The following is a 17553-nucleotide window of genomic DNA, read 5'->3' on the forward strand; positions in this document are numbered from 1 at the left end:
ACGATGGTCTCGCTCGACGGCGTCGTCCAGGGCGCCGGGCGTCTGTTCACGCGCTCTTGCGCTTGCGCTCCATCACGATGGTCGGCGGCGCGCCCTCTTCGACAGCCGCCCGAGTCACGATGACCTTGGCGACGTCTTCCGCCGACGGGATCTCGAACATGATGGGTCCGAGGACATCCTCGAGGATCGCGCGGAGGCCACGCGCGCCGGTCTTGCGCTCCACGGCGAGGTCGGCGATCGATCGCAGTGCGTCCTCTTCGAACTCGAGCTGCACACCGTCGATCTCGAACATGCGCTGGTACTGCTTCACCAGCGCATTGCGAGGCCCCGTGAGGATGTCGATCAGGGCGTCCTGGTCGAGGGGCGAGACGTTCGTGACGACGGGGAGACGCCCGATGAACTCGGGGATCAGGCCGAACTTGTGCAGGTCTTCCGGGAGCACTTCGCTGAAAAGATCGAGGTCTTTGCCCTTGTCATGCAACGGGGCGCCGAAGCCGATGCCGTGCTTGCCGACCCGCGCCGACACGATGTCTTCCAGGCCGGCGAAGGCTCCCGCGACGATGAACAGGACGTTCGACGTGTCGATCTGCAGGAACTCCTGATGCGGATGCTTGCGTCCGCCCTGCGGGGGCACCGAGGCGACCGTGCCCTCGATGATCTTGAGCAGTGCCTGCTGCACACCCTCGCCCGAGACATCACGCGTGATCGACGGGTTCTCCGCCTTGCGGGCGATCTTGTCGACCTCGTCGATGTAGATGATGCCTTGTTCGGCGCGCTTGACGTCGTAGTCGGCGGCCTGGATGAGCTTGAGCAGGATGTTCTCGACGTCTTCACCGACATAGCCGGCCTCGGTCAGCGCCGTGGCATCCGCGACGGCGAAGGGAACGTTGAGGCGCTTGGCGAGCGTCTGCGCGAGATAGGTCTTCCCGCAGCCCGTCGGGCCGATGAGGAGGATGTTGCTCTTCGCGATCTCGACCTCTTCGGCGCGCTGCTCCGCCGTCTGAAGTGTGCCGTGCGCGCGGACGCGCTTGTAGTGGTTGTAGACCGCGACCGAGAGAGCGCGCTTCGCGGGCTCCTGGCCGACGACGTACTCCTCGAGGAAGGAGAAGATCTCACGAGGCTTGGGCAACTCGAATTCCGCTGCCCCGTCGGCGGACGACTCCGCCATCCGCTCCTCGATGATCTCGTTGCACAGCTCGACGCACTCGTCGCAGATGTACACGCCGGGGCCGGCGATGAGCTGCTGGACCTGCTTCTGACTCTTTCCGCAGAAAGAGCATTTGAACAGGTCAGCGCTTTCACCGATGCGTGCCATGCGCGTCCTCCTATGGGGGGATCAGAGATCGTCCTTCGAGCCTAACCGCTGCATGTGACACAGGGCCGCATTGGCGCGGACACGTCGGAAGCCGGACGACGTTGCGGCGCCTCGCCCGGTGCGCACCGGGCGAGACGCCGCAGCATTCGGAGAGATCCGCGGACGCGGATCAGACCATGCTCTTGGTGTGCCAGACGGTCTTCACCTCGGTGAAGGCACCGATCCGCTCCGGGGAGGCGACCACTTCCCCCGGGGTGAGCACGCGCTTGAGCGTGTCGGCGGCGGCGATCTGCATGTCGACCCAGTCGAGGTCGCCCGCGCCGGCCAGATCGAGGGCGTTCACGTCCTGATGCGAGGCGAGCCACGGGGCGATCTCGGCCGGCGAACCGGTGAGCACGTTGACGACGCCGCCGGGGACGTCGCTCGTGGCCAGAACCTCCGCGAGGCTGATGGCCGACAGCGGGTGCTGCTCACTCGCAACGACCACGACGGTGTTGCCCGCGACCAGAGCAGGCGCGACGACCGAGACCAACCCGAGCAACGACGAGTCCTGCGGGGCGACGATGGCCACCACACCGGTCGGTTCCGCTACGGAGATGTTGAAGTACGGACCGGACACCGGGTTCGCATTGCCCGCCACCTGGGCGTACTTGTCGCACCATCCGGCGTACCAGACCCACAGATCGATCGCCTCGTCGACCTGAGCGGCAGCAGCGGACGACGAAGCCCCCTCCTGCGCCACGATCTCGTCGATGAACTGCGCCCTGCGGCCTTCGAGCACCTCGGCGACGCGGTACAGCACCTGCCCGCGGTTGTAGGCGGTCGCACCCGACCAGCCCTTCACCGCGGCACGCGCGGCGACCACGGCATCGCGGGCGTCCTTGCGTGACCCCTTGGCGGCGTTCGCGAGGAACGCGCCCTTGGGTGAGAGCACCTCGTAGGTGCGTCCGGACTCGCTGCGCGGGAAGGCGCCGCCGATCGCCAGCTTGTACGTCTTCGGAACGGTCAGACGCTTGCTCATGCTGCGGCTCCCTTGAGGTAGGCGGTGAGTCCCTGACGTCCGCCCTCGCGGCCGTACCCGGATTCCTTGTAACCGCCGAACGGGCTCGACGGATCGAATCGGTTGAACGTGTTGGCCCAGATCACACCGGCGCGCAGTCGATCGGCCACCGCGAGGATGCGCGATCCCTTGTCCGACCAGATGCCAGCGGAGAGGCCGTACGGCGTGTTGTTCGCCTTCGCGATCGCCTCCGCCGGGGTGCGGAAGGTCAGCACCGACAGCACAGGGCCGAAGACCTCATCGCGGGCGATGCGGTGCGACGCCTCGACCCCGGTGAAGATCGTCGGAGCGAACCAGAACCCCTGTTCGGGGATGGCGCAGTCAGCGGTCCACCGCTCCGCGCCCTCCGCCTCACCGATGTCGCTGAGCTCGCGGATCCGCGCGAGCTGCGCGGCGGAGTTGATCGCACCGATGTCGGTGTTCTTGTCGAGGGGGTCCCCCAGCCGCAGTGTCGACAGGCGAGTCTTGAGTCGGTCGACGACCTCGTCGTGGATCGACTCCTGGACCAGCAGACGGCTTCCGGCACAGCACACATGGCCCTGATTGAAGAAGATGCCGTTCACGATGCCCTCGACGGCCTGGTCGATCGGCGCGTCGTCGAACACGATGTTCGCCGCCTTGCCGCCGAGCTCCAGGGTGACCTTCTTGGCGGTTCCTGCCACGGCCCGGGCGATGTCACGACCGACCCCCGTGGAACCGGTGAAGGCGACCTTGTCCACGTCGGGGTGGCGCACCAGCGTCGATCCGGTCGCGCCGGCCCCGGTCACGATGTTCACGACACCGGCCGGAAGGTCGGCCTGCTGCAGGATCTCCGCGAAGAGGAGCGCCGTCAGCGGGGTGGTCTCGGCGGGCTTGAGCACGACGGTGTTCCCGGCCGCGAGAGCGGGCGCGATCTTCCACGCGAGCATCAGCAGGGGGAAGTTCCACGGGATGATCTGTCCGGCGACGCCGAGCGCGCGCGGGTTCGCACCGAGTCCGGCGTGATCGAGCTTGTCTGCCCACCCTGCGTAGTAGAAGAACCAGGAGGCGACGAGGGGCACGTCGACGTCGCGGCTCTCCTTGATCGGCTTTCCGTTGTCGAGGCTCTCGGCGACCGCGAGTTCACGGGCGCGCTCCTGCACGAGGCGGGCGATGCGGAAGAGGTACTTCCCGCGGTCGCGTCCGCTCATCTTCGACCACGTCTTGTCATAGGCACGGCGCGCGGCGGCGACCGCACGGTCGACGTCCTCGTCGCTGGCGGAGGCGATCTCGGCGATGTGCTTCTCGCTCGACGGCGAGATCGTCGAGAAGGACGAACCGGAGCCGTCGACGAACTCGCCGTCGATGAACAGACCGTAGCTGTCCTTGAGGTTCAGGATCGCGGTGGACTCCGGTGCCGGAGCGTATTCCAGAAATGACATGTTCGTCTTCCCGTCAGTCGATCGTGACGTAGTCGGGGCCCGAGTAGTGGCCGGAAGTGAGCTTCTGACGTTGCAGGAGAACGTCGTTGAGGAGGCTGGAGGCCCCGAAACGGAAGAGGTGCGGCTGCAGCCACTCCTCGCCCACCGTCTCGGCGACGGTGACCAGGTACTTCACCGCGTCCTTCGAGGAGCGGATGCCACCGGCGGGCTTCACACCGATCTTCTCCCCGGTCCCGCGATACCAATCACGGACGGTCTCGAGCATGAGCAGCGTCGTGGGGAGCGTCGCGGCAGGCTGGACCTTGCCGGTCGAGGTCTTGATGAAGTCGCCGCCCGCAAGGATGCCGAGCCAGGACGCGCGCTTGATGTTGTCGTACGTGTTCAGCTCACCGGTCTCGAGGATCACCTTGAGAGAGGCGTACGAGCCGTCCTCGCGCCGGCAGGCTTCCTTGACCTGGGCGATCTGGTCGAACACGAGCCCGTAGCGGCCGGAGAGGAACGCCCCGCGGTCGATGACCATGTCGATCTCGTCAGCGCCGGCGGCGACCGCCTCAGCGGTGTCGGCGAGCTTGATCGCGAGCGACGAGCGCCCACTCGGGAATGCCGTGGCCACCGCCGCGACCGAGATCAGACCGTCGTCGGGGTCGCCGTGCAGACCGCCGAGCGCGCTCACCGCGTCGCCGACCATGTCGCCGTAGACGCAGACCGCAGCAACGCGCGGTGTCGACGGATCGGCGGCATCGGGGGTCTTCGCCTTGGCGACGAGCGAGCGCACCTTGCCGGGGGTGTCCGCTCCCTCCAGCGTCGTGAGGTCGATCAGCTTGATGATGGTGTCGAGCGCCCAGGCCTTCGACGTGGTCTTGATCGAACGCGTGCCGAGTCCGGCTGCGCGCTGTTCCAGACCGACGGCATCCACTCCCGGAAGTCCGTGCAGGAAGCGCCGGAGAGTGGCGTCGTCCGGCTCGGCGCCGAGAACATCCACCGCCGCCCTGCGGCTGAGTTCTTTGGTCGTCACTGTTCCTCCAACAATGCTCGTGCTGTGGTCTCATCGGTCACCAGAACGCCGCACAGGCCACTGGTCACGACTGTACGTGCGATGTCGTGCTTGGCGGGACCCGCCGTCACGAAGATCGCATGGGTGGCTCCGCGAAGACGGTCGAGCGAGACGCCGACCGTCCGGGCGTCGAGTTGCGAGTCGACGATGTTGCCCTCCGCGTCGACGTAACGGCCGAGAACGTCGCCGACCGCGCCTCGGCGTGCGAGTTCCTCCACGTCCTCCGCACGGAGGTATCCGTTCTCGACATGGGCGGACGAGGCATCGCAGGGGCCTGCGGTGAAGAGGAACGCCTGCGCCTCCGCAGCCTCTTCGAGCACGGCCGCGACCGTGCGGTCCGACTCGATGGCCTGCTTGGTCTCGACTCGCTCGAGGATGGCGGGACTGGGGAGCAGCGATACCTGACCCGAGGCCCGCTGGGCGATCGTGACGGCCAGCCCCGCGGCGCCACCGGAACGGCGGTTCAGGCTCACTCCCCCATTGAGCTGCACCACGGTCACACCGTTGGCCCACCCGTCGGGGAGGGCCTCTGCGACGGCGCGCAGGGTGCGACCCCAGCTCACGCCGAGGGTGCGGGGAACCGGTCGCAGAGCGGTGAGGAAGTCGGCCGCGGCTTGCGCGACGCGCTCCAGCGTCCCGTCGTCACCCTCCGGCGAAGGAACGACGACGGCGTCCGTCAGTCCGAACCTCTCGACGAGGAGCCGTTCGAGGCCGAGGCGCCGGGCCCGAGGATGCACGATCTCGATACGCACGATTCCACGTTCCCTCGCCTGAGTGAGCAGACGACCGACCTTCCAGCGGGAGATCTTGAGAAGTCCGCCGATCTCGTCCTGGGTCTTGTCCTCGTCGTAGTACAGCTCGGCGACGCGGACCATGAGCAGATCTTCTTCCACGGCATCCTCCTTCCTCCTCCAGGGTAGGCCCAATACTGCGTACGCGCACCTGTGCGCTCATATGCGCAGATCGAGCGAAGGAGGTTGCACATCCGCCGGAGACGACGAAAGGACGCCCGTCAGATCCGACGGGCGTCCTTTCGATGTCTGAGACGCTCAGACGCGCTTGCGCGTGGTGAGCACCTGGTCGACGATGCCGTACTCGAGTGCCTGCGTGGCGGAGAGGATGTTGTCGCGATCGATGTCGCGGTTCACCTGCTCCGGGGTGCGGTTCGTGTGCCCGGCCAGGGTCTCCTCGAGCCAGGTCCGCATGCGGAGGATCTCCGCGGCCTGGATCTCGATGTCGGAAGCCTGTCCGTGACCGGCTTCGCCCATCGCGGGCTGGTGGATGAGCACGCGAGCGTTCGGAAGCGCGAGTCGCTTGCCCGGCGCACCGGCCGCGAGCAGCACGGCGGCCGCCGAGGCCGCCTGCCCGAGGACCACGGTCTGGATCTGCGGCGCGACGTACTGCATCGTGTCGTAGATCGCCGTCATCGCGGTGAACGAGCCACCGGGCGAGTTGATGTACATCGTGATGTCGCGCTCGGAGTCCTGGCTCTCCAGGACGAGGAGCTGAGCCATCACATCGTCGGCAGACGCATCGTCGACCTGCACGCCGAGGAAGATCACGCGGTCTTCGAACAGCTTGTTGTACGGGTCCTGACGCTTGAAGCCGTAGGCGGTGCGCTCCTCGAACTGCGGGAGCACGTAGCGGCTGGAGGGCAGGTCACCGGATGAGCGGAAGGTGGGTGTGTACATGAGCGTCCTTTCGCTTTCCGTTACTCGGTGTCCTGGTCGGTTCCGCCGCCGCCGATGACGTCGGAGGCCGATTCGCGGATGTGGTCGACGAAGCCGTATTCCAGCGCTTCCTCGGCGGTGAACCAGCGGTCGCGGTCACCATCGGCGTTGATCTGCTCGACCGACTTGCCGGTCTGGGCCGCGGTGATCTCCGCGAGACGGTTCTTCATCGACATGATGAGCTGCGCCTGGGTCTGGATGTCACTCGACGTCCCGCCGAAGCCACCGTGCGGCTGGTGAAGCAGCACACGCGCGTTCGGTGTGATGTAGCGCTTGCCCTTGGTGCCCGCGGTGAGGAGCAGCTGCCCCATCGATGCGGCCATACCGATTCCGACCGTGACGATGTCGTTCGGCACGAACTGCATCGTGTCGTAGATCGCCATGCCGGCGGTGATCGAGCCACCGGGCGAGTTCACGTAGAGGTAGATGTCTCGCTCGGAGTCCTCTGCGGCGAGAAGAAGGATCTTCGCGCAGATCTCGTTCGCGTTCTCGTCTCGCACCTCCGAGCCGAGCCAGATGATGCGGTCCTTCAGCAACCTGTCGAAGACGCTCGTTGCGAGGAGGGGTTCTGCAGCCATGTCAGCTCCTGATTCCGTGTTTCAGTGATTCGAATCTACCGGCGCAGGCGCGGCACCCAGGCCGTGTTCGCCGTCGGCATATCAGGTGTCGGCGTCAGCGATCTCGAGGGCGTATGCCGTCATCGACCGGTGGTAACGCGGAAGGTGGGGCACCAGGGCGAGCAACGCCACGGAAAGGCCCTGTGCCGGCCGACCCGCGCTCGCGAGGATGAGCGCGTGCACCGTGGCGACGGCATCGCGGTACGGACCGTCGGCCGACCGTTCCTCCTCCGCGCGGATGACGGCGAGGGCGTCGTCGTACTCACCGAGGTTCCGCAGCGAACTCGCCAACTGGATCACGCACTGCGGACGGTGCTCCTCGTCGAGCCCCAAAGTGAGAGCCCGTCGATACAGCGCGACCGCTTCGGCCGGCAAGCCCGCAGAGTCGCGGGCACCGGCCCGTTCGAACTCCGCACGGGCGTCATCGGGTCCGCACTCCGCGGCCAGTGCGTCGATGCGCGCGATCGTGTCGGCGCCGACCTCCTCGCCGGAGGCCTGCGCCCACACTTCATCCACGCGCTCGTCCCAGCTCTTCGTCATGGTTGTCCCCTCGATAGGAAAAGAGGGCGGATGCCGCAGCATCCGCCCTCTTCACTGGATCGTGTCGATCACTCGGCCTTGTCGGCAGCCTTCTTGGCCGGAGCCTTCTTGGCAGCCGGCTTCTTGGCGGCCGGCTTCTCGGCGTCGTCAGCCTCGTCGGCCTTCTTGGCCGGAGCCTTCTTGGCGGCCGGCTTCTTGGCCGGGGCCTTCTTGGCGGGCTTCTCCTCGGCCTCGGCGGTCTCAGCCTCAGCCTCAGCGGCCTCGTCATCGGTCACGATGAAGTCGGACAGGTCGACGGCCTTGCCGTTGCTGTCGACGACCTTCACCTTGCCGAGCGCGATCGCGAGGGCCTTGTTGCGGGCGACCTCACCGACGAGCGCGGGGAGCTGGTTCGAGGACTGCAGAGCCTCGACGAACTCCTGCGGCGCCATGCCGTACTGCGCAGCCGACTGGATGAGGTACTGGCTGAGCTCCTCCTGCGAGACCTGCACGTCGGCCTGCTCGGCGATCGTGTCGAGCAGCACCTGCGTGCGGAACTGCTTCTCGCTCGCCTCGGTGACCTCGGCACGGTGCACGTCGTCCTCGAGACGGCCTTCGCCCTCGAGGTGGTTGTGGACCTCGTCTTCGATGAGCTGCGGCGGAACCGGGATCTCGATCTGCTCGAGAAGCACCTCGACGAGCTTGTCGCGCGCCGCGGAGCCCTGCGTGAAGACGCCCTGCTGAGCGACACGCTCGGCGAGGCTCTCGCGGAGTTCCGCGATCGTGTCGAACTCGCTCGCGATCTGAGCGAAGTCGTCGTCCGCCTCGGGCAGCTCGCGCTCCTTGACGGCCTTGACCGTCACGGAGACCTCGGCCTCGGAGCCGGCGTGGTCGCCGCCGACGAGAGCCGAGCGGAACGTGGTGTCCTCACCCGCGGTGAGGGACTCGATCGCGTCGTCGATGCCCTCGAGCAGCTCGCCGGAGCCGATCTCGTAGGAGACGCCCTCGGCGCGGTCGATCTCGGCGCCGTCGATGGTGGCGACGAGGTCGAGGTCCACGAAGTCACCCTTCGTGGCCGGACGGTCGACCGGGACGAGCGTGCCGAAGCGGGCACGCATGTTGTCGAGCTCAGCGTCGAGCGCAGCGTCATCCGCCTCGACGGCGTCGACGGTCACCGTGATGCCGTCGTAGGAGGGGAGCTCGATCTCCGGACGGACGTCCACCTCGATGTCGACGAGCAGATCGCCCGAGAAGTCCTTCTCGCTCGGCCACTGGGTGATGTCCGCCGCGGGACGACCGACGACACGCAGCTTGTGCTCGACCGTGGCGTCGCGGAAGAACTTGTCCAGGCCCTCGTTCACCGCGTGCTCGATGACGGCACCGCGGCCGATGCGCTGATCGATGATGGGCGCCGGAACCTTGCCCTTGCGGAAGCCGGGGATCTGCACGTCCTGAGCGATGTGCTCATAGGCGTGCGCGATGCTGGGCTTGAGGTCGTCCGGGGTGACCGTGATGGTGAGCTTGACCCGGGTCGGGGTCAGCTTCTCGACGGTGCTGTTCGCCATGCTGGTGTGTTCTCCTTGTGATTTCCGCGCGGTATCGCGGCTGTAAGGTCCGTGGGGCCGTGTCGGGGCGACAGGAGTTGAACCTGCGACCTCCCGCTCCCAAAGCGGGCGCTCTACCAAGCTGAGCTACGCCCCGGGGAATCCGCACGCAGATTCAGCCCCACCGAGTCTAACGGACCGGAGCATGCGCCAGAGTCCGGTATAGTCGTTGAGTCGGTACCGAGACTTCCGGAGTCTCGGATCCGGGGCTGTAGCTTAGTGGTAAAGCCTTAGTCTTCCAAACTAATGATGCGGGTTCGATTCCCGTCAGCCCCTCCGCTCCAGAAGGCCCCCACCCCGCGGTGGGGGCCTTCTCGTCTCTCCGCCCGACAGTCGAATACGCTGACAGCATCGATGCAGGCAGCCACCGGCCGGAAGGCCCCACCGAACGGGCACGATGTGACAATCCCGACCCCGCCACCTCTCGACACGCCGATGCCTTCTTCCGGCGAGCATCGACTACCCGTCGCGTTCTGGTCCACCCCGCCTCCCCTCTCCCCTCCCGCACAGCGGAAGAACCGCCGTGGGCTGATCCTGGGACTGGTCGGCGGTGTCGCGGTGATCGCCGCTCTCTCGATCACGCAGGTGGCTGCGAACCTCGGCTACGACAACGCCGCATCGCGGTACGCCGAGGCCGCGGAGACGGCGTCCACGGCGAAGACGGAGGTTCGCAGCGACATCACCGAACTGCGCGATGTCACCGATGCGGCGGAACAGATCCTCTCCGTCGAGCAGCCGGCTGTCGCCGTGGACGCGGAGCTGGGGGCCGCGCTGACAACAGCGTCCGAGGAAGCGGAGATCGTCGCCGTCTCCGCCGAGGAGATCGTGGCGATCGAGGTTCCCTCATCCGGCGAGAAGCCGGTGTGGTTCTGGGAGCTCTTCGGAGCGACGACGCTTCTGGAGCAGCACCTGGCATCGACAAGCCGCCTCTCCGACGATCTGCGCACGGTGACGACCGAGATCGCCACCGCTGGTGATGGTGTCTCCCGGAGCGGGGTGGCCCTTCTCGCGACAGCGGGCGAGGCCGCCGCCGGCTTCGAGAAGGCGCATCTCTCCGCGAGGAACGATGCCGTGATCGCGTTGCGGGACGCCGCTGCAGACGCCGCCGCGACGACCACCCTGGACGCCGCTGCGGCGACGACGTACCTGTCCCTGCAGGGAGCCGCCGCCGAGGTCGTTGCCACCGAGGCCCAAGAACTGGCGGAGAAGGCGGGGCCCCTGCAGAACGCGAGACTGGAGATCGAGGCCTTCGCGCGGTCACTCGCCCCCGGGGTCCTGTTGGAGTTCGACTGGGCTCCCGTGGTGAACGGCGCGGGGTACAACGGCAGCATGGGCGGCTACACGACGTGGTGGTGGGACGACCCGGATCGCGCGATCATCGAGTTGTCGAACTCGGTCGCCGAGCAGTGGCCCGCCGAGCGGAGCAAAGCGCTCGTCGCACACGAGGTGGGCCACGCGATCAGCGTGAAATGTGAGGACATGTACGACGCCTCCACGCAGGACAGCATCGAGAAGTGGGCGACCGCCTGGGCGATCAGCATGGGATACACCGATGACGCCAACGGAGTCTGGGCATACGGCTACCCGCCGCAGGAGTACATCGACGCCGCTGCCGGGTGCCGCTGAGCCCCGCACCCGGGCGAGACGAGAGAAGCCGCCGCGAGTGATCGCGGCGGCTTCTTCGATGTCAGGTCGAGGTCACTGACCCCGACGCTCACGCAGCTGCGTGAGCGCGTCGTCGAGCAGCTGGACCGCTTCCTCGTCTGTACGACGTTCCTTCACGTACGCGAGGTGCGTCTTATACGGCTCCGCCTTCGCGAGCGCGGGCGGATTCTCCTTGTCGCGTCCGGCAGGCAGACCGGACTGCGGGTGGTCGATCGTCTCCGGGATCTCCTCTTCCGGGAGGCCGGCCGCGAAGTAGCGCACGGTCTCGTTGCCGAGCCCGTCCCAGTACGAGACCGCGATGCGGTCGGCGTGATAACCGTGGTCCTGCTCCCCCATCGGGCCGGAGCCCACGCGGGTGCCGCGGATCGCGTTTCCACCGGTAGCCATCAGATGACCTCGAATTTCGTGATGAGGCCCAGCGCGACGATGGAGATGAACCACGTCAGAGCCAGGACGACGGTGAAGCGGTTCAGGTTCCGCTCCGCAAGTCCGGAGGAGCCGACAGCAGACGTCATGCCGCCGCCGAACATGTCGGACAAGCCACCGCCGCGACCTTTGTGCAAGAGGATGAGGAGGGTCAGCAGGACGCTGGTGATACCCAGCACGACCTGCAGGACGAACTCAAGAATTGCCACGAGAAAGAGCCTTTCGATGGGGCCGGAGCGCCCCCGTAACGGTCAAGTATACGGTGCAGCGGGGCCGCAGCCCCGCTGCACTCACACGCCGACGTGCTTCTCGAAGCGGATGATCGCCGCGAACTCGTCCACGACGAGGCTCGCCCCGCCGACGAGAGCGCCGTCCACATCGGGCTCACGCATGAAGCTGGCGATGTTCGCCGCCTTCACGGATCCGCCGTAGAGGATCCGCGTGCGCGCGGCGGCCTCGTCGCCCAGAACCTTCGCGATGACCCCCCGCAGCGCGGCGCAGACATCCTGCGCCTGCTGCGGAGTCGCCGCCTGACCGGAGCCGATGGCCCACACCGGCTCGTACGCCACGACGATGTCCGCCTGCGCCGAGACGCCCTGGAGTGCGGCCTCGAGCTGACCGGCGGGAACCGCGCTCGCACCGAACTTCTCGAGGTCCTCTGCCGTCTCACCGACGCAGATCACCGGAACGAGGCCATGCTTGAGGGAAGCCTGCACCTTGGCCGCCACGACGTCGTCGCCTTCGGAGTGGTACTCGCGACGCTCGGAGTGGCCGATGATGACGTACTTCGCGTCGAGCTTCGCCAGGAATGCGCCCGACACCTCGCCGGTGTACGCCCCGGAGTCGTGCGCCGAGACATCCTGCGCGCCGAGAGCGAAGGGGATCTTGTCCGCATCGATGAGCGTCTGCACGCTGCGGATGTCCGTGAAGGGCGGGAAGACCGCCACCTCGACGGACCCGTCTTCGTGCTTCGCATCCTTCAACGTCCAGTGCAGCTTCTGCACGAACGCGACCGCCTGAAGGTGGTCGAGATTCATCTTCCAGTTTCCCGCGATCAGCGGGGTACGGGAGTTCACGCCCATCCGAGGACCTCCAGCCCAGGTAGTTTCTTGCCCTCGAGGAATTCGAGGCTCGCGCCGCCGCCGGTCGAGATATGACCGAACTGTTCATCGGAGAAGCCCAGCTGACGCACCGCGGCAGCGGAGTCGCCCCCGCCGACGACACTGAGACCGTCGACCTCGGTGAGCGCCTGCGCGACGGCCTTGGTCCCCGCTGCGAAGGCGGGGAACTCGAACACGCCCATCGGGCCGTTCCAGAACACCGTCTTCGAGCCGCGGATCACCTCGGCGAATCGCGCAGCCGTCTCGGGACCGATGTCCAGGCCGATGCCCGAGGCGCCGAACGGCGTGGATTCGATCGCGTCGGCCGCAGCGACCTCGTGTGCGGCGTCCGCGCCGAAGGACGCGGCGACGACGACGTCGGTGGGGAGCACGAGCTCCACACCGCGCTCGGCGGCCTCGGCGATGTAGCCGCGCACGGTGTCGAGCTGGTCCTCCTCCAGGAGGCTCGATGCCACGGCGTGGCCCTGTGCCTTGAGGAAGGTGAACAGCATCCCGCCACCGACGAGGATCTTGTCGACCCGCGGAAGCAGATGCGAGATGACGCCGAGCTTGTCGCTGACCTTCGAGCCTCCGAGCACGACCGCGTAGGGACGCTCCGGATTCTCGGTCAGACGGTCCAGCACATCGAGCTCGGCTGCGATCAGCAGACCGGCAGCGGAAGGCAGCAACTCGGCGAGTTCGTAGACGCTCGCCTGCTTGCGGTGCACCACCCCGAACCCGTCGGAGACGAGCACGTCGCCGAGCTTCGCGAGCTCTGCCGCGAAGGCCGCACGCGTCGCCTCATCCTTCGAGGTCTCCCCCGGGTTGAACCGCAGGTTCTCGATGACGACGACTCCACCGTCCTCGAGCGACTCGACGGCATCCGTCGCCGACTCGCCGACCGTGTCGCGTGCGAACGCGACCGGGGAGCCGAGGAGTTCGGAGAGGCGTTGCGCCACCGGCTCCAGGCTGTACTGCGGGTCGGGCGCGCCGTCCGGGCGTCCGAGGTGGGAGCACACGATGACGCGGGCGCCCGCGTTGATCAGTGTGTTGAGGGTCGGCAGCGAGGCGCGGACACGGCCATCGTCCGTGATGATCCCATCCCGCAGGGGGACGTTGAGATCACAACGGACGATGACACGCTTGCCCTCGAGCGACCCCAGAGTGTCCAGGGTGCGCAGAGTCATGTTTCTGAGTTTAGAGGCGCTCGGCCACGTACTCGGTCAGGTCGACCAGACGGTTGGAGTAACCCCACTCGTTGTCGTACCAGCTGGACACCTTGATCAGGTTTCCGCTGACGTTGGTGAGGGTGGAGTCGAAGATCGACGAGTGCGGGTTGTGCACGATGTCGCTCGAGACGATCGGGTCCTCGTTGTACTGGAGGAAGCCCGCGAGGCGACCCTCGGCCGCAGCCTTCTTGTAGGCCTCGTTGACCTCGTCGACCGTCAGGTTCTCGCGGTCTGTGATGAGGGTGAGGTCGACGATCGAGCCGGTGGGAACCGGGACGCGGTAGGACGAGCCGCTGAGCTTGCCCTGGAGTTCCGGGAGCACCTCGCCGATCGCCTTGGCAGCGCCGGTCGACGCGGGCGTGATGTTGATCGCGGCGGCGCGTGCACGACGGAGGTCGCTGTGCGGGCCGTCCTGCAGGTTCTGGTCTGCGGTGTACGCGTGCGCGGTCATCATGAAGCCGCGGTCGATGCCGAACGCGTCGTTGAAGACCTGTGCCAGCGGCGCGAGGCAGTTCGTGGTGCACGACGCGTTGGAGATGATGTGGTCCGTCTCCGGGTTGTACGTGTCCTCGTTCACGCCCATCACGAACGTGCCGTCGACACCGGTACCCGGAGCCGAGATGAGGACCTTCTTCGCGCCGGCCTCGATGTGCTTCTTGGCGAGTTCGGCCTTGGTGAAGAAGCCGGTCGACTCGATGACGATGTCGACGCCCAGCTCACCCCACGGAAGACCGGCGGGGTCGCGCTCGGCGAAGGCCTTGATGGTCTTGCCGTTGACGGTGATGCTGTCGTCGTCGTAGCTGATCTCGGCGTCGAGGACGCCACCGACCGAGTCGTACTTCAGCAGGTGCGCCAGGGTCTTGTTGTCGGTGAGGTCGTTGACGGCGACGATCTCAAGGTCTGCTCCCTGCGCGAGAGCCGCGCGGAAGTAGTTGCGTCCGATGCGGCCGAAGCCGTTGATACCGATCTTGACAGACACTCAGGTCTCCCTGTTTCTCGTGCGCAGCACGCCACTTTCCAGCATGCGTGATGCGCGGGGGTTTTTTGGCTGAGAGAGCGTCCCGACGAGCCGAGGCCCGCCGGGACGCAACCCGATTACGACAGTACCAGCAGGCCGTTCGTCTGCTTACGGGCGACCTCGAGACGCTGGGCGACGTTCTCCCAGTTCGCGATGTTCCACGCGGCCTTGACGTAGTCCGCCTTGACGTTGAGGTAGTCGAGGTAGAACGCGTGCTCCCACATGTCGAGCTGGAACAGCGGAATCGTGCCCTGCGCGGTGTTCGACTGCTGGTCGAACAGCTGCTGGATGATCAGACGCGAGCCGATCGAATCCCAGCTGAGCACGGCCCATCCGGAACCCTGGATGCCGGTGGCGGCAGCCGTGAAGTGCGCCTGGAACTTCTCGAACGAGCCGAAGTACTCATCGATGGCGGCCTTCAGCTCACCCTCGGGCTGTCCCCCGCCGTTCGGCGACAGGTTCGTCCAGAAGATCGAGTGGTTCACGTGACCACCGAGGTTGAACGCGAGGTCCTTCTCGAGCTTGTTGACGTTCGCGAGGTTGCCGCTCTCACGGGCCTCGGCGAGCTGGTCGAGAGCGGTGTTCGCGCCGGCGACGTAGGCCGCGTGGTGCTTGTCGTGGTGCAGCTCCATGATCTTGCCGCTGATGTGCGGCTCGAGCGCTGCGAAGTCGTAGGGAAGGTCGGGGAGCGTGTAAGTCGCCATATCGCTTTCATCCAATCCGCGCCGCGCCGCGGCGCTTGCCGATCCTCCGCGCCGCCGATGTGCGGCGTAGAGCGGACGTGATTCATCCTACTGACGACAACGCGGATGCGCCCTCGAACCTTCCGCCACATGACGAAGACCCGCGCCCTCATCGTGGGCGGCGGGTCTTCGTCGAAGGATACGGATCAGACGTCGAGTCCGACGGGGACGGCGGCTTCCGTCCCGGGGATGCCCTCCTGCTGCGCGCGCTTGTCCGCCATCGCGAGCAGACGACGGATGCGGCCGGCGACGGCATCCTTCGTCAGGGGCGGATCGGCGTGGTGACCGAGCTCGTCGAGGCTGGCGTCGCGGTGCGCGAGACGAAGCTCACCGGCGACCTTCAGGTGATCGGGCACCTCGTCGGCCAGGATCTCCAACGCCCGCTCGACACGCGCGCACGCGGCCACGGCAGCCTGGGCGGACCGACGCAGGTTGGCGTCGTCGAAGTTCACCAGGCGGTTGACACCGGCACGGACCTCGCGTCGCTGACGGAGCTCTTCCCATGCGATGGCGGTCTTCTGCGCGCCCATCTCGTTGAGGATCGTGCGAATCGCCTCACCCTCACGCACCACGACCCGAGGCATGCCCCGCACTTCGCGCGCCTTGGCGGCGACACCGAGACGGTGGGCAGCGCCGACGAGTGCCATCGCCGCTTCCGACGAGGGGCAGACGACCTCGAGCATCGCGGACCGACCGGGCTCGCTCAGGGACCCCGCCGCCAGGAACGCGCCGCGCCAGAGACCGGCGACCTCGGCGCGAGAGCCGGTGGTGAGGCGGTTCGGAAGCCCGCGCACGGGGCGACGGCGCTGGTCGAGGAGACCGGTCTGGCGCGCGAGGGTCTCGCCCTGGGAGATCACACGGACGGCCCACCGCGCTCCGTCGTTCGCGGTGCTCGACTGCACCTGCGCGATCTCGGGGCGCACTCCGTAGATCTCGGCGAGGTCTCGCGCGACGCGACGTGCGAGCGTCTCAGCGTCCACCTCGGCCTCCACGGCCACGCGACCGGCGATCGAATGCAGACCACCGGCGAACCGGAGGATCGCGGTGACTTCCGCAACCCGCACCGTCGGGGGTGCGTTGCGGATGCTGACCAGCTCGGCCTTGACGTCGGTGGTTAGTGCCACGACACTCCTTCACGTTCACGCGTCGGATCGCGACGCAAACGTCCAGCTTACTCGGCCGGAAGGCTCGCTACTCTCGGCCGAGGTCCCGGTGACGGACGCTCACGGCGACGCCCGGGACGGCGGCGAGCCTGCGCGCAAGCTCTTCCGACATCGCGACCGAGCGGTGCTTCCCCCCGGTGCAGCCGATCGCGATCGTCGAGTGACTCTTGTTCTCGCGCTGGTATCCCTCCAGCACCGGCACCAGCGCCGACGAGTAGGCATCCAGGAACTCCGTCGCACCCTCGCGGGAGAGGACGTACTCCCTGACCCGTTCGTCCTGGCCGGTGAGACCGCGCAGCTCCTCATTCCAGAACGGATTCGGCAGGAACCGCATATCGGCGACGATATCGACGTCGGTCGGCAGCCCGTACTTGAAACCGAAGCTCAGCAGGGTGACGCGGTGACGGGCTTCCCCCTCTTCCGAGAAGATGTCCGAGACCTGGGTCGCCAGCTGATGGATGTTCAGCGTGGACGTGTCGATCACCATGTCGGCGCCCTCGCGGATCGGGGCCAGCCGGGTCCGTTCGACACGGATGCCATCGAGCAGGGTACCTTCGCCCTGCAGCGGGTGCGGGCGTCGGACGGACTCGAACCGTCTCACCAGCACATCATCGGACGCATCGAGGAACAGGACTCGCACGGAGCCGCGCGAGCGCAGGGCACGCGCCACACCCGGGAAGTCGTCGAAGAGATTGCGGCCGCGCACATCGACGACGGCAGCGACCTTCGGCAATGCGGTGCCGCCCATGTCGGTCAAGTCGAGCAGAGGGCGCAGGATCTGCGGCGGAAGGTTGTCGACCACGTACCAGCCGAGATCTTCCAAAGCGTTCGCCACGGTGGTCCGACCCGCGCCGGACATCCCTGTGACGATGAGGAACTCGCCCTTTTCCTCGTCAGCCATTACTCAATG

At 66.9% G+C, this 17553-nt stretch carries 18 protein-coding genes and 2 tRNA genes; 2 read left to right on the plus strand and 18 right to left on the minus strand.

Features of this window, described 5'->3' with window-relative positions; genetic code table 11:
• Positions 1 to 46 precede the first annotated feature (46 nt).
• The 10 genes from clpX to L978_RS14560 all read right to left on the minus strand — a co-directional run bounded on the left by clpX (position 47) and on the right by L978_RS14560 (position 9396).
• Entirely contained in the window at positions 47 to 1315 is a 1269-nt protein-coding gene (clpX, locus tag L978_RS14515; RefSeq protein WP_047524015.1) for an ATP-dependent Clp protease ATP-binding subunit ClpX, read from the minus strand.
• Positions 1316 to 1484: 169 nt separating this feature from the next.
• Positions 1485 to 2336 (minus strand): aldehyde dehydrogenase family protein, encoded by an 852-nt coding sequence (locus tag L978_RS14520; RefSeq protein WP_047524016.1) that lies wholly within the window; start codon positions 2334 to 2336, stop codon positions 1485 to 1487.
• Positions 2333 to 3775: an aldehyde dehydrogenase family protein gene (locus L978_RS14525; RefSeq protein WP_047524017.1), complete on the minus strand. Its 1443-nt coding sequence runs from the start codon at positions 3773 to 3775 to the stop codon at positions 2333 to 2335. The genes L978_RS14520 and L978_RS14525 overlap by 4 nt, the downstream gene beginning before the upstream one ends.
• 13 nt (positions 3776 to 3788) lie before the next feature.
• On the minus strand, positions 3789 to 4757 hold the full coding sequence (gene deoC, locus L978_RS14530) for a deoxyribose-phosphate aldolase (protein WP_052193791.1): 969 nt from the start codon (positions 4755 to 4757) through the stop codon (positions 3789 to 3791).
• A gap of 29 nt (positions 4758 to 4786) precedes the next feature.
• The gene (locus L978_RS14535; protein ID WP_047524019.1) at positions 4787 to 5722 is read right to left on the minus strand and encodes a sugar-binding transcriptional regulator; all 936 of its coding nucleotides are present in this window, start codon (positions 5720 to 5722) and stop codon (positions 4787 to 4789) included.
• 156 nt (positions 5723 to 5878) lie between these two features.
• Positions 5879 to 6520 (minus strand): ATP-dependent Clp protease proteolytic subunit, encoded by a 642-nt coding sequence (locus tag L978_RS14540; RefSeq protein WP_047524020.1) that lies wholly within the window; start codon positions 6518 to 6520, stop codon positions 5879 to 5881.
• 20 nt (positions 6521 to 6540) lie between these two features.
• Positions 6541 to 7137, minus strand: coding sequence for an ATP-dependent Clp protease proteolytic subunit (locus L978_RS14545; RefSeq protein WP_017830295.1), 597 nt, complete (start codon positions 7135 to 7137; stop codon positions 6541 to 6543).
• A gap of 81 nt (positions 7138 to 7218) precedes the next feature.
• Positions 7219 to 7716, minus strand: a complete 498-nt coding sequence (locus tag L978_RS14550) for a tetratricopeptide repeat protein (protein ID WP_047524021.1) — start codon at positions 7714 to 7716, stop codon at positions 7219 to 7221.
• Between the two features lie 68 nt (positions 7717 to 7784).
• Positions 7785 to 9260 (minus strand): trigger factor, encoded by a 1476-nt coding sequence (gene tig, locus L978_RS14555; protein WP_047524022.1) that lies wholly within the window; start codon positions 9258 to 9260, stop codon positions 7785 to 7787.
• Positions 9261 to 9322: 62 nt separating this feature from the next.
• Positions 9323 to 9396, minus strand: a tRNA-Pro gene (locus tag L978_RS14560).
• 108 nt (positions 9397 to 9504) lie between these two features.
• Here L978_RS14560 and L978_RS14565 point away from each other — a divergent pair.
• Together L978_RS14565 and L978_RS14570 are read left to right on the plus strand one after the other, a co-directional pair.
• A tRNA-Gly gene (locus L978_RS14565) sits at positions 9505 to 9575 on the plus strand.
• 123 nt (positions 9576 to 9698) lie between these two features.
• Positions 9699 to 10925 carry a hypothetical protein gene (locus tag L978_RS14570; protein WP_156118308.1) on the plus strand — a complete coding sequence of 409 codons (1227 nt, stop codon included), beginning with the start codon at positions 9699 to 9701 and terminating at the stop codon, positions 10923 to 10925.
• Between the two features lie 72 nt (positions 10926 to 10997).
• On the opposite strand, the gene L978_RS14575 is transcribed toward L978_RS14570, so the two are convergent.
• From L978_RS14575 to rapZ, 8 genes are all read right to left on the minus strand, one after another.
• Positions 10998 to 11351, minus strand: a complete 354-nt coding sequence (locus tag L978_RS14575) for an RNA polymerase-binding protein RbpA (protein WP_017830291.1) — start codon at positions 11349 to 11351, stop codon at positions 10998 to 11000.
• Positions 11351 to 11599: a preprotein translocase subunit SecG gene (gene secG / locus L978_RS14580; RefSeq protein WP_047524024.1), complete on the minus strand. Its 249-nt coding sequence runs from the start codon at positions 11597 to 11599 to the stop codon at positions 11351 to 11353. The genes L978_RS14575 and secG overlap by 1 nt, the downstream gene beginning before the upstream one ends.
• Before the next feature lie 81 nt (positions 11600 to 11680).
• Positions 11681 to 12472, minus strand: a complete 792-nt coding sequence (gene tpiA / locus L978_RS14585) for a triose-phosphate isomerase (RefSeq protein ID WP_047524025.1) — start codon at positions 12470 to 12472, stop codon at positions 11681 to 11683.
• The gene (locus tag L978_RS14590) at positions 12463 to 13677 is read right to left on the minus strand and encodes a phosphoglycerate kinase (protein WP_047524026.1); all 1215 of its coding nucleotides are present in this window, start codon (positions 13675 to 13677) and stop codon (positions 12463 to 12465) included. The genes tpiA and L978_RS14590 overlap by 10 nt, the downstream gene beginning before the upstream one ends.
• Positions 13678 to 13687: 10 nt before the next feature.
• The gene (gap, locus tag L978_RS14595) at positions 13688 to 14698 is read right to left on the minus strand and encodes a type I glyceraldehyde-3-phosphate dehydrogenase (RefSeq protein WP_047524027.1); all 1011 of its coding nucleotides are present in this window, start codon (positions 14696 to 14698) and stop codon (positions 13688 to 13690) included.
• A gap of 116 nt (positions 14699 to 14814) precedes the next feature.
• A complete protein-coding gene (locus tag L978_RS14600; RefSeq protein ID WP_017830287.1) occupies positions 14815 to 15441 on the minus strand; it encodes a superoxide dismutase in 627 nt (208 codons plus the stop codon).
• 185 nt (positions 15442 to 15626) lie between these two features.
• Positions 15627 to 16604 carry a DNA-binding protein WhiA gene (whiA, locus tag L978_RS14605; RefSeq protein ID WP_047524028.1) on the minus strand — a complete coding sequence of 326 codons (978 nt, stop codon included), beginning with the start codon at positions 16602 to 16604 and terminating at the stop codon, positions 15627 to 15629.
• Between the two features lie 67 nt (positions 16605 to 16671).
• Complete coding sequence (gene rapZ, locus L978_RS14610) at positions 16672 to 17544, minus strand: RNase adapter RapZ (RefSeq protein WP_047524029.1); 873 nt, start codon at positions 17542 to 17544, stop codon at positions 16672 to 16674.
• Between the last annotated feature and the right edge of the window lie 9 nt (positions 17545 to 17553).

The sequence above is a fragment of the Microbacterium sp. ZOR0019 genome, assembly GCF_000800925.1.
GTDB lineage: Bacteria > Actinomycetota > Actinomycetes > Actinomycetales > Microbacteriaceae > Microbacterium > Microbacterium aurugineum.